The sequence below is a fragment of the Rickettsia monacensis genome (genome assembly GCF_000499665.2).
In the GTDB taxonomy this organism is placed as follows: Bacteria; Pseudomonadota; Alphaproteobacteria; order Rickettsiales; family Rickettsiaceae; genus Rickettsia; species Rickettsia tamurae.
In genome coordinates this window covers 638,049-660,467 of the sequence record NZ_LN794217.1, presented here as the reverse complement: position 1 = coordinate 660,467, position 22,419 = coordinate 638,049, and the positions used below count along the sequence as shown (strand labels likewise).

Below are 22,419 nucleotides of genomic sequence, written 5' to 3'. Positions count from 1 at the left end.
AATCATTTCATATTGTTAAATTTCGCTTTCTTTTTTGCATCCTTTTTAAATTTTCACTTTTCGTCCTTTTTATTTCAGCATTATTAACTTTATCTTTATCCATAGCTTTAGTTAAAGGACTATATCCTTCGGCTTTACTAGGATTTTCATAAAATGGATTCATTACATTTTTAATATCTTTAACATAACTCTCTTTTCTATTATCCATTGTTATTTTATTTTCTCTAAAAAATTCTTCTAAACCGTTTCTTTTTATTTCAAAATTAAAACTGCCTCTTATTTCTCGAAATTTTTGTATTTTTTGGTCTTTATTCATACTCCAATAATTCTTATCCTTTATTAATTTTTTTAAAGCTAATGTTTGCAATACTTGATTCTTAGTATAATCCTCTAATTGTTCTAAATTTTCATATACAGGAGTGTATTGTTTTTTATATTCTTCATTTATATTTAATTTAAATATTGCTTTTATTTCTATTTTTTCCTTTTCAGTAAGACCGTCGATAATTAATGATGCGGTCGTAACTACACCGTAACCCGTAGCTTTTAATATATCAAGCACATTACCGCTAGCACCTTTAATAATAGAGGCAGCCAAATTTGCGGCTCCACCTAGATTATTTCCAAATATTCGTCCTGTACTTTTCAATTTATTTACATTTAACTCATACTTATCTTGAGTAGCATCCTTACCTGCCGTTTGCGGCGTATATAATTCATTTTTTAAAATATCTTTTAAGCTCGGTTCTAATGATAATATATAATCTTGCTGACTTTTAGCATTTCTGTTATGTACTAATAAATTATTCTCTTTATGAAGTTTACACAAACTATGCACTTTTAAAGTCTCATTTATAGCCTGAATTCCTACGCTAACTCCTGAAACAACAGCTACAGCTATAATTATCGGTGATATAGGAGTAAAAAGTCCGGAAACCGCAATTGCTATAGAAGCTACGGAAACTGCATAACTTAAACTATTGCTAAATAATATTTTAGCGATTTTACTTTGTCTAAAACTAGTCCAATAAGATTTTAACTTATTAAATATTTTTCTAACCCTTGATTTTTTTGAATCAGACATTTATTTTTCTCTCCAAAGAACAATATTTTTATAAATTTTTCTTTTATTTATTTAATTAACTTCTCTTACAACTTAAATTATAGTATAAATTCTAATAAAAAAAAATAAATGTCTGGAAAAGAATTAAATAAAATTGTTGCAGCCATCTTATTTGCTAGTTTAATTGCTATGATGGTTGGATTTGTTGCAAATATATTATACAAACCAAACTTACAAGTTTTACATCGCGGTTATAGCATTGCAGTTCAGGAATCCACAGAAAATCAAGATACTACGGCAATAGCGCAAGCACCGGTCAATATACCGGAATTGATGAAAACCGCTAATGCCGATAATGGTTCACAGATAGCCAAGAAATGTTTAATGTGTCATTCCCTTGATAAAGACGGTCCAAATAAACTAGGACCTCATTTGTGGGATGTAGCAGGCAGACCAAAAGCAAGCATAGCAGACTATAAATATTCCCCTGCTCTATCAAAACTTGGCGGCGTATGGGATGATGATAGTTTATTTGCTTTCTTACATAAACCAAGTAGCTATGCACCAGGAACTAAAATGTCCTTTGCCGGTATCTCAAAACCACAAGACATAGCTGACGTAATATTATTTTTAAAAACTTATGTTCATGATAAATAATTATCTCACCGAAATATGGTTAATAATCAGTATAATTTGCGTAGTTGTTGAATTCTTTGCAGTGCCAAGTATTGGATTCTTATTCTTTGGGCTTGGAGCATTATCAAATACTCTTGTGGTATATAACTACCCCCTAGTTAGCTTAACAAATCAAATAACATTTTTTAGTATATTATCGCTTATTTGGTTTTGTATATTATATTATCCTCTTAAAAAATATGTTTATAATAAAACTGATAAAACAGAAAATTACTCGGATATGATAGGCAAAACGGTAGAGGTTTATAGTTCTACCGTCTCTTCTGATACTGTAGGACAAGTAAGATGGTCCGGTGCTATTATGAATGCTTATCTTGCACCAAACGAAATCGATGCAAAAACAGGCGACCGACTTTTTATTATCGAAGTTAAAGGGAATGTACTAATTTGTTCTAAGCATAGACCTAAAACATAGAATCAAACCCTATATAATTTATGCCAAGATTAATAACGCATCATGGATTAACTAAATCTACTTTTGATGCTTCGCGACTCAAAAAAGAGTTAGATAAACAAGCATACTACTTCTTTGCCGTTAGATGAACAGCTTGCCTTGATCAATTACGTGAATTTGAGTTAGGTCGTTTTTTGTTGGCAAATAAAGGACTTAATGGTTATTGGACATCTTATATAATAATTCATGGTCTTAAAGCTCTACCCTTTAGAAATATGGATTTTGTATCATGCTCCTTCTATTAAAGCTACCCAAGAACGCTTTAAAATATTTCAAAAAATTTTACAGGATAAGTTAGAAGACGGAATGCAATTTATTTCTGTTCCTTGCGGTACTATGGACGATTTGCTTACATTAACCCCGATTATGGATAAGGAATAGAGAGGAAGGAAGGTTGCAAGAGTTATTAAACCTTATATAAATAGGGCACTGAAGGAGTAAAATAAAGGTTTAATAACATGTGTAAATATACTACAATATTTTGTATAGTAGATAAATTTTGTAAAATTTATGAGAAATGGGTAAAACATCAATTGCTGAAAAGTAATAAGCAAAGATTTAGAGAAGGTAAGCTTTCCTTAAGTGAAGAACTCTCAATAATGATTTTTACCATTTTAGTGCATATAAACATTTAAAAGCTTATTACCAAAACTTTATTATTAATGGTAATTTGTTCAGGAATCCACCTTGTTATGAGAGATTTGTTCAGCTTATTCCTTCATTATTTCTGCCATTGATTGTGATGTTACATTACTTAAGTGGGAAAAGAACGGGAATTTATTATGCAGATTCCACACATTTTGCAGTATGTAAAAATATCAGAATTAATTCTAACAGAACTTTTAATAATCTTGCAAAAATGGGACGTAGTTCTGTCGATTGGTTTTTTGGATTCAAGCTTCATATGATAATCAATGATAAGGGAGAAATTATTGCTGTTAAAATTACCAAAGGTAATGTTGATGACAGAATTGCATTTGAAGCAATGGTTATCAAAAAGGTCTAAAAGGTAAGTGTTATGATGATAAGGGGTTTATTTCAGAAAAAATGTTTACAAAACTTTATAAGCAAGGTTTAATAAAAATTACCGGAATAAGAAAGGATATGAAAAACTATTTATTACCTCTTTTGGATAAAATCCTTTTAAGGAAGAGATTCATTATCGAAACCATTTTTGGCTACATAAAAGAGAATTTTAATATTACTCCTTCCAGACATCGATCACCTATTAATTTCTTTACTTCTCTATTCTCTGCTCTTATTGCTTACCAACTTAAACCTAATAAACCATGTATTTCTTATCCATAATCGGGGTTACATTAGATTACAGCAAAATAAAAGAAATTCATCTGACGGGGATTGATTTAGATGCTATTTCTTTAGAACTAGCACAAGAAAACGCTAAAAAGCATCATCTTACGCATGTTAACTTTTTGCAACAAGATGCTTGGAACCTTGATATTCACGAGGAATATGATATCCTTACGAGTAATGGTCTTAATATTTATGAATTTGATGATTATAAAGTTACTGATCTATATAAACAATTTAGTAAAGTGCTTAAACCTAGCGGCATACTAATTGCAAGCTTTTTAACGCCTCCTCCAACATTATCAAAGGAATCTACATGGAAAAATGTTAATATTGAGGATGCTTTAAAACAAAAGTCTATTTTTAGTGATATTATTAACGCTGCATGGCAAGTTTTCGTACAGAAGCCGAAACACGTAAACAGCTAGAAAAAGCAGGATTTCAAATCCTCGAAATTATATATGATTCTCAAGGTATTTTTCCGACAGTAGTAGCAAGAAAAAAATAATAATCAAATTCAAACATTTTCCTTAAACCAATCAAAAGCTTTTTTAAAGAAGCTGCTATTTTCATCAAGTCTAATATGAGCGAATTCTTTTTGCTGTTTTAGAGCATGAATTTTCAGCATTCCTATAGTTGCTGAATACATAGCCGGATTATAGTCTTCTGTAAAACCGGCAATAATCTCCGGTTTACCGATTCTACTCTGTTTTTCAAAAATTTTATTTGAAAGTTCTTTAAGTCCTCTAAGCTGAGACCCACCGCCGGTAATTACAACTCTAAAAACTTCAACCTGCCCTTTTGTTGCTTTATCATATTCGGCTTTTACCATTGATAATATTTCTTCGGCTCTTGCTCTTATTACCTCAGCCAATTTATAAATTGTTACGGAAGTATTTAAATTATGATGAGTATCAACCTGAAAATCATCCATATTTATAATACTATCTTTCTCAAATAAAGGTATAATTGCATTACCGTATAAAATTTTTAATTTCTCTGCCGTAACAAGATCAATACCAAAGACTTTAGCAATATCCGAGCTAATATGAAAACTACCTATATTTACATGCCCCGTATATATTAATTTACCAGCAAAAAAAATGCCGAAAGAGGTAGTTTTATCCCCCATATCTATAATAAGCGAGCCTAGATTTTTTTCATCATTCGTAAGACAGCTAATAGCAGAAGCATAAATTGCTAGAGTAATATTTGTGACTTCAACATGACATTTAGCGAAACATTGTACAATATTTGATAGCATATTTGAACTAGCTGCAATAATATGTAATTCACAACTAAGCTCTCTACCGTACATACCGATAGGATTCTCGACTGAATTATTATCAAGGGTAAATTCAAGAGGAAAATAATGAATAATTTCTTGGTTTTTAACTTTAAATTCAAGTAATGCTTTTTGTAGTAACTTTTTAATATCTTGCTGCGTTACGGTTTGCCCGTTAACTTTAATTGTATAATTTATGTAATAAGATTTAGTGTCGGCACCCGATAATGATAATATAACTTTTTTTATATTTTTACCGCAATCTTTTTCAAGTGCGTAAATTGCCGAAACAATGCTAGTTTCAGCATTTTTTAAATCTGATATAACTCCTGATTTAATACCTTTAGAATGGTGCAAATTTTGGCTAGCTACTTTAATTTCACCTTTTTTACTAACATAGGCAGCAATTACGGCAATCTTACTACTGCCGAAATCAAGTGTTACAAAATTTGATATTTTCTCTTTCATTTTTTTATGCTTGTTATTCCAAAAACGTCATTGCGAGAAGAATTACAAAGTAATTCGACGAAGCAATCTCAGGATGCTTGACAAGATTGCCACTTCGAAACTACGTTTCTCCTCGCAATGACGATTCTCAGTACTTCTCTATATAGTACTTATTCTTATCCCTTAAATCCAAAGCCTTATAATTTTGGTTAAATAGCTTGTTAGCTTTATTTAGCGCATCGACATATTTTAATGCTTCTTCAAACTCTTTTTCAGGTAACTTAATACTTATATTACCTTTAAGATTTAAATCCCACCTTCTATCTCCGAGTCTTACGGCAGCTGAAGTTTTATTCATTAATGCCGGATATTTCTGTAGCTCTAGTACTAATTTACCTGCATAGATATTTGCCCCTTCCCCTACAACATGTAACAAATGAGGAAAAGACTGAATATTTTTACTAATTTCGTAACCTTCTTCATCGACTAAGAAAAGCTGATTATTAATTTGCCAAATAGCAATAGCTTCTCTTTCAAATAATTTTATATATACCGTATTTGGTAATCTTCTACTGACATATACTTCCTTGATCCATTTATTTTTCTTTAAATTATTTCTAATTTCGTCTAATTTAAGAGCAAAAATAGGACTACCTTTACTTGCATTTAAAACCTTTAATATTGTAGGCTCATCGACATTTTGCTGTCCTTCAATGATAACATTCTCAAGTTTAAACCCAAGCTTTGTTGTTGTTTGGTATATATTTGTTGTTAAGTAGGTTTTTATGCCGGCAAAATGTTTTGTAAAAACAAATAGACATACAAAGATAATTAAAGCAATCTTAAGCCCTAATATTGCTTTTTTGTAAATTAATCCTAATTTTCGGCGTAATGAGATATTATTAGTTTTTTTTGTTTGTTTTTTTTTATTGGAGCTTGTTTTTTTTCTCATGATTCAAAGCTTGCCGTCTTTATAATTTCTTCAATTAAGTTAGTAAAATTTATCCCTGCATAAGCTGCAATTTCCGGCACTATTGATAAAGGCGTCATACCTGGGTGAGTATTCATCTCCAAAGCATATAATTTGTTTGTCTGCTCTTCTAAAATAAACTCTGCTCTAGCAGGACCTTTACAATTCATTGTTTTATAAATTTTTTCTGATTCTATAAGTAATTTTTCATATAAATTAGCAGGTAGCGGAGCAGGACAAAGATGCTCAGCAAATCCTTCAGTACATTTAGTCTCATAATCATAAAAACGATTTTTCAGTAATTTAATCTCTAAAGCTCCAAGAGCTTTACCGTTTAATACCGCTACTTGCAATTCTCGCCCTTTTATATATTGCTCTATTATTACCTGATCACCGTAAGGAAAATCATAATCGGCAAAGTTAAAATTATCTTCCTCAAATATCACCTCAACACCAATACTTGAGCCTTGCTTAAGAGGTTTAATAACGTATGGTCGTTTCATAGGATCGTTTCTTACATCATTGCTTTTATTTACAACAATACTTTCTACCATATTAATATTATTCGTTAAAAACCAGCTCCTAGAATATATTTTATCGAATGCTAAAGCTGAAGATAACACGCCGCTATGAGTATAAGGAATCCGCATTATATTAAGTAATCCTGGTAAACAACCGTCTTCACCGTATGTACCGTGCAGGCAATTAAAAACAATATCAGGTTTTATTTCCTGTAATCTAACTGCAATATCTGCTCCCATATCAATAAAGGTAACTCTATATCCTAATTCAACTAAGGCTTTACGAACCCCTTCACTTGACACTAACGATACTTCACACTCGGCAGACATACCGCCTGCTACTAACGCTACATGTTTTTTACTGGTAGTACTTAATATTTTGACTTCAGAATGTTCCACCCAATGTGTTCGATATTTATGCATATACTCCTTATATTAATTTCATACCATGGTTGGTACGTTCCGTGTCATCCCGTGGCTTGTCCACGGGATCCAGTAAAAAAATTATAAAATAATTTTTTCATATAAATCATGCCATTCTGGATTTTGAGACTCAATTAAATTTAATTTCCACTGTCTTTTATATTCTTTTAATAACTTTTCACGATTAATTGCAGCTATAATATTGTCATATTGCTCAAAATAAACTAATTTATTTATGTTATACTTAGAAGAAAATCCTTTGATTATTTTATGCTTATGCTCATAAATACGTTTTATAATATTTGAAGTTACTCCAATATATAATGCCCGCTAGCTAATATATATACATAATATTGTTCATTATATTATTAAATTTCTGGATACCGGGGGCAAGCCCCGATGACATCCGATTCTCTTAATCTCCCACTCTAACTTAACACCGCTATTTTCAAATACTTTTTGCCGGACAAAATCACCTAAATCTTCTAAATCCTTAGCGGTAGCATCACCGTTATTTATCATAAAATTACAATGAAGCTCCGACATTGAAGCACCGCCTATTCTATAACCTCTAAGCCCCGCTTTGTCAATAAGTTCCCAAGATTTAAGCCCTTCAGGATTTGCAAAAGTACTACCGCCCGTACGCTCTTTAATAGGCTGCGTAGATGATCTTGCGTTATTTATTTCATTCATCCGTAATAATATATTTTCACTATCGCCTTTATTTATTTTAAAAACAGCTTTGAGAATAATTAAATCCTTCGGTAAATTATTACTGCGATATTTAAAACCGATTTCTTCATTTGTGAATGCTCGAAAATTTCCTGCAAAGTCAATCGCTTCAACCTTCACTATAATATCTTTAAATTCAGAGTCGTAAGCACCGGCATTCATAGCAACACCGCCGCCGATAGTCCCTGGAATACCTACTAAAAACTCAAAACCGGAAATAGCATTTACTTGACAGAATTTTGCTAAATTATAATTAAGGCAGCTGCTGCCTACTACTAAATGATTATCATCTATAAACTCAATATTGCTAAAATTCTGACCAAGTTTTATAACGACCCCTTCTATGCTGCCGTCTCTTATAATAATATTTGAGCCTGCTCCAAAAGTAGTTATAGGTAATTTTTGCTTATTTTGTATTAAGAAACTTGCTAAATCTTCGCTATCTAAAGGTTTAAAGAAAATTTCGGCATTACCGCCTACTTTAAACCATGTTAAGTGTTTTAAATTATAATCTTTTTTATACTCGCCTTTTACTATCGGTAAAATTAACATATTTAGTCCTGCTATTCGCTTTACTGTTATCTTCACTCTTTTGTCACCCCGTGGCTTGACCCTATGTTGTACGAACGGATGTCATTCCTAGCTAAAAGTGCATGAGTGTCAACTTAAGACTCGATGTCATTTCCGAGAAAGCGGGAATCCAGTACTTTAAAGCTTTTTAAAAACTTTATTTAGAAAGTAAAAAATCTTGATCTAAAAGATTTTTTTAAAGCTCGATTTATCTCGCTTTACCCTGGATTCCCCGCTTTCTCGGAAATGACATAAGTGCCATGCAACAAGACCGGTCAAGCCACGGTATGACAGCTTAAGGCGCCCGGGGATGACAATCTCCCATCTAATTCATTAGCAAAACTTGAAATATTACCTGCTCCCATCATAATTATCATATCACCAGAAGCTGCATTATCTATAATAACCCCAACCGCATCATCTAGCTGTGCTAGAAAATTTGCTTTATCGTGATACTTATTCTTAGTAATCTTATCAACTAAACTTTGTCCTGTAATTCCTTCTATAGGGTTTTCACCTACAGCATATATATCGGTAATATAGAGTATATCGGCATCAACAAAGCAAAGCATAAAATCATCAAATAAATGCTGCATTCTTGAATATCTGTGAGGCTGAAAAATAGCAATAACTTTACCGTTTTGTTTATTTGCTATATTTTTAGCCGTCGCAAGTGTTGCTTTGATTTCCTCAGGATGATGAGCGTAATCATCGATAATTGAAGCCTTATTATATTCAGCTACTTTAGTAAATCTCCTCTTTACTCCTTTAAAATTATTAAAGCCATTTTTAATAGCTTTAATACCAAAATCTAATTCTATGCCAACGGCAATTGCAGCAAGACTATTTAAAATATTATGTCTTCCGGGCGTTGGAATAGTAATTTTTTCAATAATCGTTGTACCTAGTACATTTGGTAGACTAATTTTTACGTCAAAAGTAGAGAAGGCAATATCAGTGTTAATATTAAACGCTATAATATGAGCATCTTCCGAATCGATTCCATAAGTAACAATCTTTCTTTCAGTAATATCGTCTACTAACTTACGAACTATTTTATGATCGATACAACAAACGGCAAAACCGTAAAACGGCAAATTAGTAATAAAGCTTCTAAAAGCACCAATTAATGTTTCAAAATCTTTATAATAATCTAAATGTTCGGGATCAATGTTAGTTATTATCGCAATAGTTGATGGAATATGAATAAACGTCGCATCCGATTCATCGGCCTCCGCAATTAAATAATTACTTGAACCAAGATATGCATTAGTCGATTTATTATTTATGATCCCACCGTTAATAACCGTAGGACATAAACCGGCTGCCTCAAATAAACAAGCAACTAAAGAAGTAGTAGTGGTTTTACCGTGCGATCCCGAAACTGCTACTGAACATTTTAATCTCATAAGTTCAGCAAGCATTTCCGCACGTCTAATAATTGGGATTTTACGTTCTAATGCCTCTTTTATTTCAGGATTATTTGGATTAATTGCCGACGAAATAACAACATACGAAACATTGGTAATGTTCTGCTCGGCGTGTCCTAAAAATATTTTAATGCCGTATGACTCAAGCCTTTTAGTATTATAATTTTCTACTAAATCGGAACCTTGTACTTTATAACCTAGATTATGTAATATCTCGGCAATACCGCTCATTCCAACGCCGCCGATACCTATAAAATGTATAGTTTCTAAGATTTGATTAGTTTTTTTTAATTCAAGTAACAGCATCTAAGTTTAATCATTTAAAGTTGAGTTCTGCATATAGGTTTTTATGTAGGTTGTCAAGCACTATAATTTATGTCATTGCGAACGGGCATTGGCCTTGTTGCATGGCTCGGTTTATGTCATTCCCGCGAAAGCGGGAATCCAGTAAAACATATAAAAAACAAGTTTTTATATGTTTATTTTATCAAATGATGTAACCTCTGTATCAATATTGAAGTTATTTTTCTGGATTCCCGCTTTCGCGGGAATGACATCGAGCAGATTTCTCGAACCATGCAACAAGACCCTTCGCTCCTCACAATGACGATTTTGGTATCCATGCAATAAAGTCAGCGAGGTCGCAGTATGACAATAATTAAACCTCATCCACCCTATCAAACTTTGCTTCGGAATAAAAGTTCCCTTGTAGCCCACCAACTTTTAGATCAATTAAAAATTTAGCTATTTCTCCGTTTTCTACGAATTCAGCTACCGTTTCAATACCTAAATCTTCTGAAATTTTAATTAATCTTTCTACGAAATACCTACTTTGTACGTCACTTGTAATACTACGCACATATTTACCGTCAATTTTAATAATATCAATTGGTAAGCTTTGAAGTTGTTTAAAAGAAGTAAAACCCGAACCAAAATCGTCTAATGCAAATTTACATCCGTACTTACGTAGTTTATTAATAAATAAAGTTATTTTATCGTAATTCTCATTGAAAGAAGTTTCCGTAATTTCAATAATTAAATGATCCCGAACATTATGAGCTTTTAATAAGTTTTCTGCTATTTCCCATAAAGCTTCATCGCTTGTTCCTATATTTGAAATGTTAACGGCTAACATTAAGTTTGGGTTGCGGGCAAGTTCGTTAACAGTCATTTCCAAAACAATTTGATCAATTATAAAAATTAATCCTTTATTTTCAGCAATAGGGATTATAGGACCTACGGAAATATAAACGCCGTTCTCGTCAGGTATACGAAGCAGACATTCATAATAATGAATCTTCATAGTATTGCGATCTATTATAGGCTGATAAGCAAATCGCATAGTCTTTTTTGCTAAGGCTTGTCGTAGTAAGTTAAGCTGAAGATTAGATTTTCTTATATTTTCCAAATCATGTTCTGTACTGCTATATTCACGGTAATAATAATTATTATTTTGTGAAAGTAACATATTTAATGTTTTTTCAATTTCTTTAGCATTATTACTTACTTTTGGAAATTTAATACTAGCAATATAACAATTCATATAAATTGCCCGCTTCTGTTCATTAATATAAAGCTGCGAAAATAAATATAATTTTCTAGCAAAATTTTTAATTAAGTCAGAATCAGTAGTATTTAGGATAAATAATATTCTATCTTTCTTTATTTTCTTAAACTTTGAAAAAATATTAAGTTCTTTGCTTACATCTTCAATGATTTGATCTAAATCTTCAATTATAAAATGCTTATCCTGCTCTATAAATTCTATTTCATCATAATTAACTAATCTACAAGCAAAACATACGCCTTTTTCCAATTTATCTATCTCATCTTGTAAATCTTTATAATCCGTTATTAATTCCGACATTGCCATTTTTATCATAAAATTATATACTTAAGAATAGTAGGACATTTTTACTGTAAATGAAATAAAAATATGAGCCGCATGGAAAGGATACAAGAAAAATTAAGTGTGTTAAAACCACATTTTCAAGAAATAATAGATGAAAGCTATAAACATGCTAGTCATTATGACGGAATTCACAGCCATATAAAAATAAGAATTGCTGCAGAAACATTACAGGGAAAAAGCCTAATTGCCAATCATCGCACTATTAATAACTTACTTGCCGATGAATTTAATAGCGGTCTGCATGCTTTATCTATAGAGGTACTATGAAAACAAATAATATTTTAAAAGTTGTGGTAGGAGCTAGTAGCGTAGCACAAAAAGCCTTAAACAGTATAGCGGATAAAAGCTGTGGTATAATTGAGGATAAAATACTTAAAGGTCATTACGTCACTCGCGAAGAATTTGAAAAATTACAAACTTTAGTAATAAAACTAAAAAAAGAATTAGCAGAGTTAAGGGGTAAATAATATGTAAAAGTAAAGAATTGATCTGACAGTTAAGGATTGTTGGGTACGAAGAAAAAAGATAAGATAGTACCTGGCAAGTTTTAACAACCTACTAAAAAGGAGACTGTCAGATGACAACATATCAAGAAAAAATCATAAAGCCAAGAATCGGTTTATTAAAACTCGCTGAACAATTAGGGAATGTATCACAAGCTTGCAAAGTAATGGGTTATAGCAGGGATACATTTTATCGTTACAAAGAGCTCCATGATCAAGGTGGGGAGGGGGAAGCTCTATATGAGATGACTAGACGTAAAGCTTGCATTAAGAATCGTGTGCCCGCAAATATAGAGGATGCTGTAGTTAATATAGCTGTTGAATTTCCAGCATTTGGTCAGGAACGTGCTGCTAATGAATTACGCAAAAGTGGGATAATCATTTCTGGTGGCGGAGTTAGATCTGTGTGGTTACGTCATGATTTAGAAAGTTTCAAAAAACGTCTAAAAGCTCTAGAGACTAAAGTAGCAAATGATGGTATTGTTTTAAGTGATAATCAACTTGCTGTTCTTGAAAAAGTTAAAAACCAACGTGAAGCTAGTGGTGAAATAGAAACTATGCACCCTGGCTACCTTGGTTCACAAGATACTTACTATGTTGGTAATATTAAAGGCATAGGCCGTATTTATCAGCAAACTTTTGTCGATACCTATTGAGGAGTAGCTATTTGTAAACTCTATACCGAAAAGACGGCTATTACAGCTGCAGACCACTTAAATGATAAGGTTATTCCATTCTTTGCAAACCATGATATCCCTCTGCTTAGAATATTAACTGATAGAGGTACGGAATATTGTGGAAAACCAGAAAACCATGCTTACCAACTATATCTTGGCATTGAGAATATCGATCATTCCAAAACTAAAGCATATAGTCCTCAAACCAACGGTATCTGTGAGCGTTTCCATAAAACTATGCAGGAAGAGTGCTATCACATTCTATTCCGCAAAAAATTTTATAATTCACTTGATGAATTGCAAACAGATATAGATAACTGGCTTGTGAGTTACAATAATGCAAGACCTCATTCCGGTAAACATTGCTTTGGTAAAACACCAATGCAATCTTTTACAGATTCACTTTATATTGCTAAAGATAAAAATATTGGTAATATTGGTAATATAGATAAAAATATTGGTAATATAGAGAGAATATCAGACAATTTGATGATTGCCCATCAAGCTGCCTTATTACTCAACTCTGTCAGATTAAGTCGTAACTTGTACAATTAATTAATCAACTAGTTTCAGGAATTCTCTATTTCTGCTTTTAGCTTTTCTATTTCTTCTGTAGATAATTCAGTAATCTCGTGAATTTCTGCTATAGGTCTTTGTTTGATTAGCATTTTTTTTGCTATTTTTATACTTTTTACTACTTCTCCCTCAACTTTCCCTTTTTCAAAATTTTCAGACAAAGCTATTTCTTCAGCATCTTCCATTAATTTTGCTCTTATATAGGCGTCATATTCTTCGGGAGTTAGGTTATGCATTTCTATTACATTATACGCATCTAATACTTTCTCGCTCTTTATATTTGCAGGCGGACTAGTTTCGTTTTCTGCACACTTAAATAAATGTAGCCACTCATCTATAATATTATCAAACTTATCTTTAGCAAACATTCTTAAGCTCTATAACTACATAGGAAAAATCAAATAAATATTGCTTATTTGTTTTAGTTTCAAGCATTTTATGAAGACTTATACAAGGTATAGCTAGATCATAGTAAATAGGTACATAAGAATTTGAAGAATTAATTATCTAATAATCATGATAAAACAGCTAAAGAATTAAGTATTATACTAGGTAATAGATTACAAAGAACTAGAATAAATTACTATAGAAAACTACTAGGCTACACTTATAAAAAAAAGTCATCTTCATCCCAAAAGGGATATTGGTTTAAGGAATGAATTTATAGAAAAGATACAGCAAATTTCTAAAGAAACTCTAGTATTCATTGATGAGTCAGGAATAGAAGATAATGTTTGTAGAGAATATGGATGGAGTATAAAAGGTACTAGATGTTATGGAAACAAAGTGTATCAACATAAATCCAGGATCAGTATGATAGCGGGGCTTCGTAATAATCAAATTATAGCGCCAGTAATATTTGAAGGAAATTGTAATAAAGAAATATTTACAACCTATGTAGAGACTATATTAACTAAAGAATTACATCCTGGACAAACAGTAATTATGGATAATATCAACTTCCATAAGAATAATATAATAAGAGAATTAATCGAGTCGGTTGGGTGCAGAATTTTATTCTTACCTACATATAGCCCAGACTTAAATCCTATAGAACATTATTGGTTTAAGATTAAGAACGAAATAAGAAAAGTTACGGGGCAAAATTCAAAGATATCAGTATGGCTGTAGAACACGTACTAAAGTTTATTTAACTGTACCTTTTCCTATGGTCTAGCTATACTTCATCATCAAACATTTTAGTCTTAATAAGTGAAATAACTATTACCGGTAATAAATCTTTATGCTTTATTCCTTGTGTAAGTTGCTGTACGTAAGAATGAGCAGAATAATATTGCACTCTTTTTAAGTAATCGCTTTCATTTCTTTTTTGCATCTCGATTATATACCAGCTACCGGCTTCATCTTTAACCTTTAAATCAAATATGCTTTTTTCCCTTTATCGATAATAGGTGTTTGCTCTACAGGTATAAATTCTATTTCTTTGATTCTAAGCCCCTCAGGTAGTTCAAGAACCGCATTAATAAATTCCTTTAACCTTCCTAAATCACGAAAGATTTCTTTAAATAAACTATCATTAGTGGGATCTAAATATCTTTGCATATTAATTATTACTTTTGGTATTAGCTTTTTAAGTAATAAGTAAATAATACTAGAATATGTACTTTTAATAGAATAATTATTGCTATTTTTTAATAAAAATTACGTACTTTGATCTGTTCTAATGGATACGATTGCTGACATGCCGGGGACTAGGTTAGCATTTGGGGATTCAAAATCTATTAAAACAGGTACACGTTGTACGATTTTAGTAAAATTACCGGTAGCATTGGACGGGATTAAACTAAATTTAGAGCCGGTAGCAGGAGCGATATTACGAATCTTCCCGTAAATTACCTTTTTAGGCAAAGCATCAAATTCAATTTTGACTTTCATGCCGGACTTAAATTTCTTAATTTGTGTTTCTTTAAAATTAGCCTGAATATACATAGTATTATCTTGAACTATAGAAAACAATGCCCTACCCGGTACTATGTAATTTCCGACTTCTAAACTACTATTACCGAATATACCGGGTACCATAGCAATAAGTTTAGTATTTTGTAAGCTCCTTAAGGTTACTTTTTTATTTTCTGTTAGCTCTTTAAGTTTTCCCTGTTCTGCTGCTTTTTCAAGCTCAAGAAGCTGTAAATTTTGCTTAGATATATCTAAATCTAACTGTGCTTGTTTATAATCCGTTTTGGCTTTTTGATATGCGTTTTTAGAATCATCTAGCGTTTTAGAGCTAGCAAATTTTGCCTTATTTAATTCCTGCACTCTACTAAAATCTGTTGAAACAATATCAAAGCTTATTTTAGTAAGCTTTAATTTTTCAGCTGCTTGCTCTAGGCTAATCTGCCCTATTGAGATTTTTTGCTCTATAATTTCTATATTTTTTATGCAAGCTTCAATAGATGCTTCAAGTGCTGCAAGCTTTGCCTTATAATCTCTATCGTCAATTTCACCTATCAGATCACCTTTATTAACTTTAGTATTATCGGTAACAAATAACTTTGTTAAAACACCGCTAACTTCAGCACTAACATTTGAAATATCTGCATCTATGTAAGCATTATCCGTGGATTGTGTATTTGCCCAAACATAAATTCTATATCCCAAATAAATATTATTAAGGCTATAATAATTACATATTTAGTAAATGGATGATGTTTATATTTGTCGATAGCTTGTTGTAATACACTCGGCATAATTAACTTTACCATCCTCTATGTTTAAAAAAATAACAAATTGGTATAGAAAGAATATATATAACTGCAATTAACGGCAGTGAATACCATGGATATATGATAAGATTTATAATAACAATAGCAACTAAAATCATTGCAAGCGATAAATATTCAGGTTTAATACTTAAATTTTTTGTTGAGACTGTAGGAAGCCTACTAGCAAGTAGAAAAGCTATAATAGCTAAATATATATTAATTGTTATAGTGTGAGTACGTGTATTGATATTTAATAACGTACCGATTTCAAAATCTATCATTACAGGCGTTAAAGCAAGTAAAGCACCACATGGAGCAGGTACACCGGTAAAAAAATATTCAGTTTTTTTATCTTGTTTCGGTTGATAAATACCAACATTAAAGCGAGCTAAACGTAGTGCCATACACACTATAAATAATAGCATTACTGCTGATGAAAATACCTTATATTCATATTGTTGAAAAGACCATAAATATATTAAATAAGCAGGAGCTATACCAAAATTAGCAAAATCGCATAATGAATCAAGCTCTGCCCCAAATGGGCTAGCTGCATTTAGCATCCTTGCTATTCTACCGTCGATACCGTCAATAATTGCCGCTACTATAATGCAATATACCGCAAGTTCCCATCTGCTATCCAAAGCAAATTTTATAGAACTCATACCAGTTACTAAACCAAGCAACGTAATAAAGTTGGGAATTAATTTTATTAGAGGTACAGGCTTAGTTATTATAGATTTACGAATTTTTAACAATTTTTATACTCAAAATGTATTTATAACGTCATTGCGAGGAAAAACTGTAAGTTTTGACGAAGCAACCTCAGGAGGTTGTTATTATTTCATGAGATTGCCACGCAGCCTACGGCTGCTCGCAATGATGGGGTTTTAAAGTTATGAGACTACTTCCTCTCAAACTTAAATTCTGCTGTCTTTTTACGTCCAAAATCAGCAATGATAGTTTCACCGCCTATAGCAGTCTGCCCTTTACTCACTAATAAAGCTGTTTTCAACGGTAGATAAACATCTACTCTGCTACCGAAACGAATTATACCGTATCGCTCGCCCGTTTTAACTTCATTACCCTCTTCTAAATCACAAACTATACGCCTTGCTATAAGTCCGGCTATTTGAACAAAAACAATTTTCTGCCCTTGATCAGTTTCCATTAATACTGATTGACGCTCATTATAAATACTAGCTTTATCGAGTGAAGCATTAAAAAATTTTCCTGGATTATAATGAAGTGCTAAAATTTTTCCGTTTGCTGGGATTCTATTAACATGGACATTAAAAATATTTAGAAAAATACTAACTCTAATCATTTCCACATCACCAAGCCCTAATTCCGGAGGCGGCAATGTTTCCTTAATTTCTTGAATTATTCCATCTGCAGGACTTATTACCAGATCATCACTTATAGGTACAAAGCGATCAGGATTACGGAAAAAATAAATACACCAAGCAGTAGCAATAAATCCAATACAGCCAAGTTTTTCATTAAATGATGCTAATAAAAAACTTACTAATGCAAAGCTAGCAATAAATATATATCCTTCGCGGTGAATAATTTTAAATAAATCATTATATTGTTTCATTTTAATCTCTATGAATCTCCTTATTATTTTTAACTATGCCTATGCCTGCTCTGCTTTATCCTCTTGGTTCTCACTCTCATCTTCATCTTCTTCTTGAGGGGTAGCTTGGGCTTCTTGAGCAGAACCAAGAGCATATACGCATAAATCCGGAAGTGGAACACCGTTTTTTTTGGCAATATCATTTAGCTGTGATATTGCTTTCATAACCTCATCAGGAATAGTACCGCCTCTTTCGTCAGATAACCATTTTGCTTGAAATTGTAGCGGATGATGCCCTTCTTGAGGCGTACCTATATAAAACTTAAACTTGGCTCTTTGTCCACCAAAATCGCAGTCAAATTCAAACTCTTTATAATGTGTCATAACTTTATGAATTAATAATTATATTAATATAATTATATTCTAACAATAAAAATGCAAATCTAAAATAATTTCTTGTCTAATATTTTTTAAGTTTCTTAGCAATATAACGATTTGAATATATAAATTTATCGCTAGAATCTATAATTATCCCGCCTGCTTCCTTAATAAGAAGCTCAAATGCATAATATAATGTAAAATTTAATAATGATAAACATATTAAATCCGCTTTACCTGAAGCTACAAGCGTAGCCCCGTAGCAAGGAGAGCCAAAAGATCTAATATTATTTATACTCGATGAACTTGAAAAATTGGCTACGTCATCTTTGTAAGTCCTCGAATGCTCACGTACTTCTGTACGCTCCGCTCCTCGGCTTAAAGATTCCTTGCTCTTTTCCAAGTTGATCTTCGTATACTCACTCTTCATTTCACAGGAGTATATTTCCTCCAAATCATTATGATTTACATCTTCAATAATTGCTAAACAGTTCTTTAAATCTGCATTATCGGAAACTCTAAGTCTTAATCCTTGATAATTAGAGTTTAAATTATTTTTTTCTATCCAAGCTCCTTTACCTTTTTCAGCATAATAAATTTCATTAAGAGCAGGGAAATATATTACTATAGAAGTAGGAGTTAAAACTTCTTGATTCCTTTTTAAATAAGTTACGGATATCGCAAAAAAAGGTATGCTTCTAGCGAAATTATTTGGGCTATCTATAGGATTAATTAAAAAGACACTCTCATAATTATTATTTAAATCGAATTGATCCTCTGGAAAAAATAAATATTGTGTATGTTTTTGTAATTCTTCACATAATAAAGTTTTTAATCTTAAATAAGATCGCTTACAAAATTCTTCGTTTCTTACAGAATTTTTTTGCAACATTTCGAGTTCTAAAAAATCTCTATGCAAAAACTTAACTGCTTTACGCAGGACATTAATTAATAAATTAGTTATAGGTTGCATAATGGAAATTTATTTAGCTCGCTCGACATATGTTATATCATCGGTTTTAACAACAATTTTTTCTCCTATTTCTAAATATTGCGGGACCTTAACTTTAATACCGTTTTCTAAAATTGCCGGTTTATAAGAAGCGGTAGCGGTTGCTCCTTTTATTACCGGATCAGTTTCACTAATTTCAAGTATAACAGTTGGAGGAAGCTCAATATTTAAAGGCTTTTCATTATAAAATTCGACTTTAACAATCATATTTTCAGTTAAGAAAGGTAATTTTTCTTCTAAAATTTCCTTTGGAACATTTATTTGATCAAAATGTTTGGTATCCATCAATACCAAATCATCACCTTCAAAATATAAAAATTGATAATCTTTTTGTTCAAGTTCGGCTTTTTCTAAATAATCGGAAGAACTGAATCTTTCGTTACGCTTTGTCCCTGTTTTTAAATTTTTCATCTCAACTTGTACATAAGCTCCACCTTTCCCTGGTTGAGTATGTTCCGGTGCTTTGCTTACAACCCATAAATCATTATTATAAACTAATATGTTACCTGTTCTAATTGAATTTGCTGAAATTTTCATATATTATACATTTAAGACTTAAAATTAAAGTATAAATATACAAATTATTTCCTTTAAAAACAAGAATTTAATCTTATGACCACAATATTAGTAGTAGATGATATAGAAACCAATATTAAGTTACTGACAGCCAAACTTTTAAAAGAGTATTATACGGTTCTTACTGCAAATAGCGGCAAAGAAGCATTAGCAATTCTTAAAAAGGAAAAAATTGATATTATACTACTTGATGTTATGATGCCGGAAATGGATGGATTTGAGGTATGTAAAACGATAAAAACCGATCCGGAAACTACTCATATACCGGTTGTAATGGTAACTGCACTTTCCGATATTGATGATCGAGTTAAAGGTCTTGAGGCAGGAGCTGATGAGTTTTTAACAAAGCCGATTAACGATACCGCTCTATTTGTAAGACTTAAATCGCTATCTAGAATGAAAAGTTTAATTGATGAGTTAAAGCTTCGTAATAGCACTAATGCATTATTAGGCGTAACAAATATCGAAATGCATGACATTTTTGCAGATAAAAAAATATTACTAATTAATGATGATGTGGTACAAGCTAAAAATATAAAACAAATGTTACTTAAGATTACCCAAAACGTAAAGGTAATAAGTAATTCCGATGAATTAGATATTATAAATGAATATACCCCCGATTTAGTAATTATCAGTAGTATGCTCGAAAATGACGATCCTTTGAGGATCAGTGTTATTTTAAGAGGTAAAGCAGAAATAAGCGGCGTGGTAATAATTTCACAAATTGATGAAGACGGTATGCCTTTGGTTGTGAAAGGTATTGAACTCGGTATTAATGATTATTTCGTTTATCCTATAGAGGAAAGCGAGTTGCTTGCTAGAATTAGAACACAATTAAGGCGTAAGCAATATCAAGATAATTTACGTAATGATCTTGAACAAAGTGTTAATTTAGCAGCTAAAGACGGTCTAACCGGCTTATTTAATCGTCGCTATTTCGATATACATCTCAAACAAATGATTGAGAAAGCTAATAAAGAAAGTATTAAATTATATTTACTTATGTGCGATATCGACAATTTTAAACATGTAAACGATACTTACGGTCATCAAGCAGGCGATAAGGTTTTAACAATTGTATCCCGTATTTTGAAGAATACTCTCAGAGTAACAGACTTAATAGCAAGATTCGGCGGTGAAGAATTTACTATACTCTTAACGGATATAGATATTTCTAAAGCAATTGAAACTGCGGAGAGAGTTAGAGTTAAAATAGAATATATGGATTTTCATATTGAAGATCAAATTGAACCTTTAAAAAAAACTATTTCAATCGGAGTTACGGAATATAAAAAAGAAGAATCAATAGAATCTTTCATTGAACGTGCTGACAAAGCTATGTATGAAGCTAAAACAACGGGTAAAAATAAAGTAGTAAAATTATAATTGATTTTTTAAAGTAAAAAAATAATGAGAAATTCTTCCAAAAAACATCTTGATTTACCATATAGACCAGGGGTCGGCATGATGATATTAAATGCTGATAACCATATATTCGTCGGTAAAAGAATAGATACAAAAATATCTGCATGGCAAATGCCGCAAGGTGGGATAGTTCCCGGTGAAACACCAAGTATTGCAGCAATGCGTGAGATGTTAGAAGAAATAGGAAGCGATAAAGGATATATTATTGCCGAAAGCAAATGCTGGTATAGTTATGATGTACCAAGCTTTTTAATACCTAAATTGTGGAATGGTAATTTTCGTGGACAAAAACAACGCTGGTTTTTAATTAGGTTTACCGGAAATAACGAAGATATTAATATAAATACCTCTAATCCGGAATTTGACCAATGGCGTTGGGCATCACTTGACGAGCTATTATCTATTATAATTCCTTTCAAACGGAAACTTTATCAAGCCGTCGTAAAAGAATTTGAATCATTAATTCAGTAAAAATTTTATATATATAGTACTTGTAGCAGCACTATTTACCTCTCTATCACCTTCAATTAATTCATTTATAGCACTAAATAATGAAGTATCCGTATCATTTGCCTAAAGTAAATAGCACACTCATTTGTTCCTCTAGACAATAAACTAATATCTTTATCGCAACTAGATTCAATCATATAATATGTACTATCATTCTTTATTAAGTTATAATTATAATCACCGATTATATGTGCAGTAAATACATTTGCTAGATTAGATATAGTTATATTAGCAATAAAATCTTTTACTTCTCTTATATGAAATAAATTTATAATAAAATTACTTAGGCAGTGATTTGTTGTTGTTTCAGTTTCCCAATTAACTGTATCAATTTGAGCTCCCGGCATTAAAAACCATGAATTTATATCTTCAAACGCAAATTTTAGCTCTCTAACCAATCCACGCAATATGTACAAAGGTATGATCAGAATGCTCATCTAAAAAATATGTAGAGGTATTAGAAAAAGGTTTTAAATGTACAGAATATACCTTATTTCTATCAAGACTTTGGTCATAACTATTTTCACTAGAATCAGCTGGTATTAAATTTGGTAATAAAATAAGTCTACAAAAATAACCGATTAAATTAACTATATTTGGTAAAAATTTAATATGATAATTTGGCATAACGTTACTTTATGTT

At 31.5% G+C, this 22,419-nt stretch carries 25 protein-coding genes and 5 pseudogenes; 12 read left to right on the top strand and 18 right to left on the bottom strand.

The genetic code is table 11. The features are described from left to right. Window positions 1–7: 7 nt before the first annotated feature. On the bottom strand, window positions 8–1,084 hold the full coding sequence (locus tag RMONA_RS03445) for a hypothetical protein (protein ID WP_023507671.1): 1,077 nt from the start codon (window positions 1,082–1,084) through the stop codon (window positions 8–10). Between the two features lie 108 nt (window positions 1,085–1,192). On the opposite strand from RMONA_RS03445, the gene RMONA_RS03440 reads away from it, so the two are divergent. The 6 genes from RMONA_RS03440 to RMONA_RS03415 all read left to right on the top strand — a co-directional run bounded on the left by RMONA_RS03440 (window position 1,193) and on the right by RMONA_RS03415 (window position 3,952). Beyond that, window positions 1,193–1,720, top strand: coding sequence for a c-type cytochrome (locus RMONA_RS03440; protein WP_023507670.1), 528 nt, complete (start codon window positions 1,193–1,195; stop codon window positions 1,718–1,720). Next, complete coding sequence (locus RMONA_RS03435) at window positions 1,704–2,174, top strand: NfeD family protein (protein WP_023507669.1); 471 nt, start codon at window positions 1,704–1,706, stop codon at window positions 2,172–2,174. Before RMONA_RS03440 ends, RMONA_RS03435 begins: the two co-directional genes overlap by 17 nt. A 261-nt stretch (window positions 2,175–2,435) precedes the next feature. Then, entirely contained in the window at window positions 2,436–2,594 is a 159-nt protein-coding gene (locus tag RMONA_RS10250) for a hypothetical protein (protein WP_242402832.1), read from the top strand. Between the two features lie 361 nt (window positions 2,595–2,955). Next, complete coding sequence (locus RMONA_RS10895; RefSeq protein WP_023507103.1) at window positions 2,956–3,219, top strand: transposase; 264 nt, start codon at window positions 2,956–2,958, stop codon at window positions 3,217–3,219. A gap of 41 nt (window positions 3,220–3,260) precedes the next feature. Next, window positions 3,261–3,521, top strand: a complete 261-nt coding sequence (locus RMONA_RS10890; protein ID WP_023507102.1) for a transposase — start codon at window positions 3,261–3,263, stop codon at window positions 3,519–3,521. Next, entirely contained in the window at window positions 3,503–3,952 is a 450-nt protein-coding gene (locus RMONA_RS03415) for a class I SAM-dependent methyltransferase (protein WP_023507665.1), read from the top strand. The genes RMONA_RS10890 and RMONA_RS03415 overlap by 19 nt, the downstream gene beginning before the upstream one ends. An 89-nt stretch (window positions 3,953–4,041) precedes the next feature. On the opposite strand, the gene ftsA is transcribed toward RMONA_RS03415, so the two are convergent. The 7 genes and pseudogenes from ftsA to RMONA_RS03385 all read right to left on the bottom strand — a co-directional run bounded on the left by ftsA (window position 4,042) and on the right by RMONA_RS03385 (window position 11,784). Further along, window positions 4,042–5,277 (bottom strand): cell division protein FtsA, encoded by a 1,236-nt coding sequence (ftsA, locus tag RMONA_RS03410; protein ID WP_023507663.1) that lies wholly within the window; start codon window positions 5,275–5,277, stop codon window positions 4,042–4,044. 127 nt (window positions 5,278–5,404) lie between these two features. Continuing rightward, window positions 5,405–6,208, bottom strand: a complete 804-nt coding sequence (locus tag RMONA_RS03405) for a cell division protein FtsQ/DivIB (protein WP_008580305.1) — start codon at window positions 6,206–6,208, stop codon at window positions 5,405–5,407. Continuing rightward, window positions 6,205–7,170 (bottom strand): D-alanine--D-alanine ligase, encoded by a 966-nt coding sequence (locus RMONA_RS03400; RefSeq protein ID WP_023507662.1) that lies wholly within the window; start codon window positions 7,168–7,170, stop codon window positions 6,205–6,207. Before RMONA_RS03400 ends, RMONA_RS03405 begins: the two co-directional genes overlap by 4 nt. Before the next feature lie 81 nt (window positions 7,171–7,251). Further along, a pseudogene (locus tag RMONA_RS08175) lies at window positions 7,252–7,511 on the bottom strand (GIY-YIG nuclease family protein). A 19-nt stretch (window positions 7,512–7,530) separates the two neighbouring features. Then, on the bottom strand, window positions 7,531–8,454 hold the full coding sequence (murB, locus tag RMONA_RS03395) for a UDP-N-acetylmuramate dehydrogenase (protein WP_023507661.1): 924 nt from the start codon (window positions 8,452–8,454) through the stop codon (window positions 7,531–7,533). 293 nt (window positions 8,455–8,747) lie between these two features. Next, window positions 8,748–10,208: a UDP-N-acetylmuramate--L-alanine ligase gene (gene murC / locus RMONA_RS03390; protein ID WP_046058388.1), complete on the bottom strand. Its 1,461-nt coding sequence runs from the start codon at window positions 10,206–10,208 to the stop codon at window positions 8,748–8,750. Window positions 10,209–10,560: 352 nt separating this feature from the next. Continuing rightward, window positions 10,561–11,784 (bottom strand): EAL domain-containing protein, encoded by a 1,224-nt coding sequence (locus RMONA_RS03385; RefSeq protein WP_023507659.1) that lies wholly within the window; start codon window positions 11,782–11,784, stop codon window positions 10,561–10,563. Window positions 11,785–11,838: 54 nt separating this feature from the next. Here RMONA_RS03385 and RMONA_RS03380 point away from each other — a divergent pair, with 54 nt between their 5' ends. The 3 genes and pseudogenes from RMONA_RS03380 to RMONA_RS03370 all read left to right on the top strand — a co-directional run bounded on the left by RMONA_RS03380 (window position 11,839) and on the right by RMONA_RS03370 (window position 13,549). Then, the gene (locus tag RMONA_RS03380; protein ID WP_008580310.1) at window positions 11,839–12,081 is read left to right on the top strand and encodes a BolA family protein; all 243 of its coding nucleotides are present in this window, start codon (window positions 11,839–11,841) and stop codon (window positions 12,079–12,081) included. Next, complete coding sequence (locus RMONA_RS03375; protein WP_023507658.1) at window positions 12,078–12,281, top strand: hypothetical protein; 204 nt, start codon at window positions 12,078–12,080, stop codon at window positions 12,279–12,281. The genes RMONA_RS03380 and RMONA_RS03375 overlap by 4 nt, the downstream gene beginning before the upstream one ends. Window positions 12,282–12,391: 110 nt before the next feature. Continuing rightward, window positions 12,392–13,549 (top strand): annotated as a pseudogene (locus RMONA_RS03370) (IS481 family transposase). A gap of 14 nt (window positions 13,550–13,563) precedes the next feature. Here the strand turns inward: RMONA_RS03370 and RMONA_RS10240 are convergent. Continuing rightward, complete coding sequence (locus RMONA_RS10240) at window positions 13,564–13,938, bottom strand: hypothetical protein (RefSeq protein ID WP_242402831.1); 375 nt, start codon at window positions 13,936–13,938, stop codon at window positions 13,564–13,566. Between the two features lie 119 nt (window positions 13,939–14,057). Between RMONA_RS10240 and RMONA_RS08170 the strand changes: the two are divergent. Continuing rightward, a pseudogene (locus tag RMONA_RS08170) lies at window positions 14,058–14,724 on the top strand (IS630 family transposase); the annotation flags it as partial. 23 nt (window positions 14,725–14,747) lie between these two features. Here RMONA_RS08170 and RMONA_RS08165 read toward each other — a convergent pair. The 8 genes and pseudogenes from RMONA_RS08165 to efp form a co-directional block, all read right to left on the bottom strand. After that, on the bottom strand, window positions 14,748–14,906 hold the full coding sequence (locus RMONA_RS08165; RefSeq protein ID WP_023507655.1) for a PD-(D/E)XK nuclease family transposase: 159 nt from the start codon (window positions 14,904–14,906) through the stop codon (window positions 14,748–14,750). A 38-nt stretch (window positions 14,907–14,944) separates the two neighbouring features. Beyond that, a complete protein-coding gene (locus tag RMONA_RS03350; RefSeq protein WP_023507654.1) occupies window positions 14,945–15,133 on the bottom strand; it encodes a hypothetical protein in 189 nt (62 codons plus the stop codon). Between the two features lie 99 nt (window positions 15,134–15,232). Next, a pseudogene (locus tag RMONA_RS03345) lies at window positions 15,233–16,278 on the bottom strand (HlyD family secretion protein). An 8-nt stretch (window positions 16,279–16,286) separates the two neighbouring features. Next, window positions 16,287–17,051, bottom strand: coding sequence for a CDP-diacylglycerol--serine O-phosphatidyltransferase (gene pssA, locus RMONA_RS03340; RefSeq protein ID WP_023507651.1), 765 nt, complete (start codon window positions 17,049–17,051; stop codon window positions 16,287–16,289). Window positions 17,052–17,197: 146 nt separating this feature from the next. Next, entirely contained in the window at window positions 17,198–17,893 is a 696-nt protein-coding gene (locus RMONA_RS03335; RefSeq protein ID WP_023507650.1) for a phosphatidylserine decarboxylase, read from the bottom strand. Window positions 17,894–17,932: 39 nt separating this feature from the next. Then, on the bottom strand, window positions 17,933–18,256 hold the full coding sequence (locus RMONA_RS03330) for a DUF2610 domain-containing protein (RefSeq protein WP_023507649.1): 324 nt from the start codon (window positions 18,254–18,256) through the stop codon (window positions 17,933–17,935). Window positions 18,257–18,332: 76 nt separating this feature from the next. After that, window positions 18,333–19,223, bottom strand: coding sequence for an inositol monophosphatase family protein (locus RMONA_RS03325; RefSeq protein WP_023507648.1), 891 nt, complete (start codon window positions 19,221–19,223; stop codon window positions 18,333–18,335). A gap of 9 nt (window positions 19,224–19,232) precedes the next feature. Continuing rightward, window positions 19,233–19,799: an elongation factor P gene (gene efp / locus RMONA_RS03320; RefSeq protein ID WP_023507647.1), complete on the bottom strand. Its 567-nt coding sequence runs from the start codon at window positions 19,797–19,799 to the stop codon at window positions 19,233–19,235. A 75-nt stretch (window positions 19,800–19,874) separates the two neighbouring features. Here efp and RMONA_RS03315 point away from each other — a divergent pair, with 75 nt between their 5' ends. Further along, window positions 19,875–21,227, top strand: coding sequence for a PleD family two-component system response regulator (locus tag RMONA_RS03315; protein ID WP_023507646.1), 1,353 nt, complete (start codon window positions 19,875–19,877; stop codon window positions 21,225–21,227). Between the two features lie 24 nt (window positions 21,228–21,251). Further along, window positions 21,252–21,737 (top strand): RNA pyrophosphohydrolase, encoded by a 486-nt coding sequence (locus RMONA_RS03310; RefSeq protein WP_008580323.1) that lies wholly within the window; start codon window positions 21,252–21,254, stop codon window positions 21,735–21,737. Window positions 21,738–22,132: 395 nt separating this feature from the next. On the opposite strand, the pseudogene RMONA_RS03300 reads toward RMONA_RS03310, so the two are convergent. After that, window positions 22,133–22,403 (bottom strand): annotated as a pseudogene (locus tag RMONA_RS03300) (hypothetical protein); the annotation flags it as partial. Window positions 22,404–22,419: the final 16 nt, after the last annotated feature.

What these genes read in the sequence shown, in the direction of transcription:
- efp (WP_023507647.1), bottom strand. Translation starts at nt 19,799, where the DNA reads ATGAAAATTTCAGCAAATTCAATTAGAACAGGTAACATATTAGTTTAT.
- RMONA_RS10895 (WP_023507103.1), top strand. Translation starts at nt 2,956, where the DNA reads ATGTTACATTACTTAAGTGGGAAAAGAACGGGAATTTATTATGCAGAT.
- RMONA_RS03385 (WP_023507659.1), bottom strand. Translation starts at nt 11,784, where the DNA reads ATGATAAAAATGGCAATGTCGGAATTAATAACGGATTATAAAGATTTA.
- RMONA_RS03380 (WP_008580310.1), top strand. Translation starts at nt 11,839, where the DNA reads ATGAGCCGCATGGAAAGGATACAAGAAAAATTAAGTGTGTTAAAACCA.
- RMONA_RS03350 (WP_023507654.1), bottom strand. Translation starts at nt 15,133, where the DNA reads ATGCAAAGATATTTAGATCCCACTAATGATAGTTTATTTAAAGAAATC.
- RMONA_RS03405 (WP_008580305.1), bottom strand. Translation starts at nt 6,208, where the DNA reads ATGAGAAAAAAAACAAGCTCCAATAAAAAAAAACAAACAAAAAAAACT.
- RMONA_RS03375 (WP_023507658.1), top strand. Translation starts at nt 12,078, where the DNA reads ATGAAAACAAATAATATTTTAAAAGTTGTGGTAGGAGCTAGTAGCGTA.
- murB (WP_023507661.1), bottom strand. Translation starts at nt 8,454, where the DNA reads ATGTTAATTTTACCGATAGTAAAAGGCGAGTATAAAAAAGATTATAAT.
- RMONA_RS10890 (WP_023507102.1), top strand. Translation starts at nt 3,261, where the DNA reads ATGTTTACAAAACTTTATAAGCAAGGTTTAATAAAAATTACCGGAATA.
- RMONA_RS08165 (WP_023507655.1), bottom strand. Translation starts at nt 14,906, where the DNA reads ATGCAAAAAAGAAATGAAAGCGATTACTTAAAAAGAGTGCAATATTAT.
- RMONA_RS03325 (WP_023507648.1), bottom strand. Translation starts at nt 19,223, where the DNA reads ATGCAACCTATAACTAATTTATTAATTAATGTCCTGCGTAAAGCAGTT.
- RMONA_RS03335 (WP_023507650.1), bottom strand. Translation starts at nt 17,893, where the DNA reads ATGAAACAATATAATGATTTATTTAAAATTATTCACCGCGAAGGATAT.
- murC (WP_046058388.1), bottom strand. Translation starts at nt 10,208, where the DNA reads ATGCTGTTACTTGAATTAAAAAAAACTAATCAAATCTTAGAAACTATA.
- RMONA_RS03440 (WP_023507670.1), top strand. Translation starts at nt 1,193, where the DNA reads ATGTCTGGAAAAGAATTAAATAAAATTGTTGCAGCCATCTTATTTGCT.
- ftsA (WP_023507663.1), bottom strand. Translation starts at nt 5,277, where the DNA reads ATGAAAGAGAAAATATCAAATTTTGTAACACTTGATTTCGGCAGTAGT.
- RMONA_RS03435 (WP_023507669.1), top strand. Translation starts at nt 1,704, where the DNA reads ATGTTCATGATAAATAATTATCTCACCGAAATATGGTTAATAATCAGT.
- RMONA_RS03400 (WP_023507662.1), bottom strand. Translation starts at nt 7,170, where the DNA reads ATGCATAAATATCGAACACATTGGGTGGAACATTCTGAAGTCAAAATA.
- RMONA_RS03330 (WP_023507649.1), bottom strand. Translation starts at nt 18,256, where the DNA reads ATGACACATTATAAAGAGTTTGAATTTGACTGCGATTTTGGTGGACAA.
- RMONA_RS03415 (WP_023507665.1), top strand. Translation starts at nt 3,503, where the DNA reads ATGTATTTCTTATCCATAATCGGGGTTACATTAGATTACAGCAAAATA.
- RMONA_RS10240 (WP_242402831.1), bottom strand. Translation starts at nt 13,938, where the DNA reads ATGTTTGCTAAAGATAAGTTTGATAATATTATAGATGAGTGGCTACAT.
- RMONA_RS03445 (WP_023507671.1), bottom strand. Translation starts at nt 1,084, where the DNA reads ATGTCTGATTCAAAAAAATCAAGGGTTAGAAAAATATTTAATAAGTTA.
- RMONA_RS03315 (WP_023507646.1), top strand. Translation starts at nt 19,875, where the DNA reads ATGACCACAATATTAGTAGTAGATGATATAGAAACCAATATTAAGTTA.
- RMONA_RS03310 (WP_008580323.1), top strand. Translation starts at nt 21,252, where the DNA reads ATGAGAAATTCTTCCAAAAAACATCTTGATTTACCATATAGACCAGGG.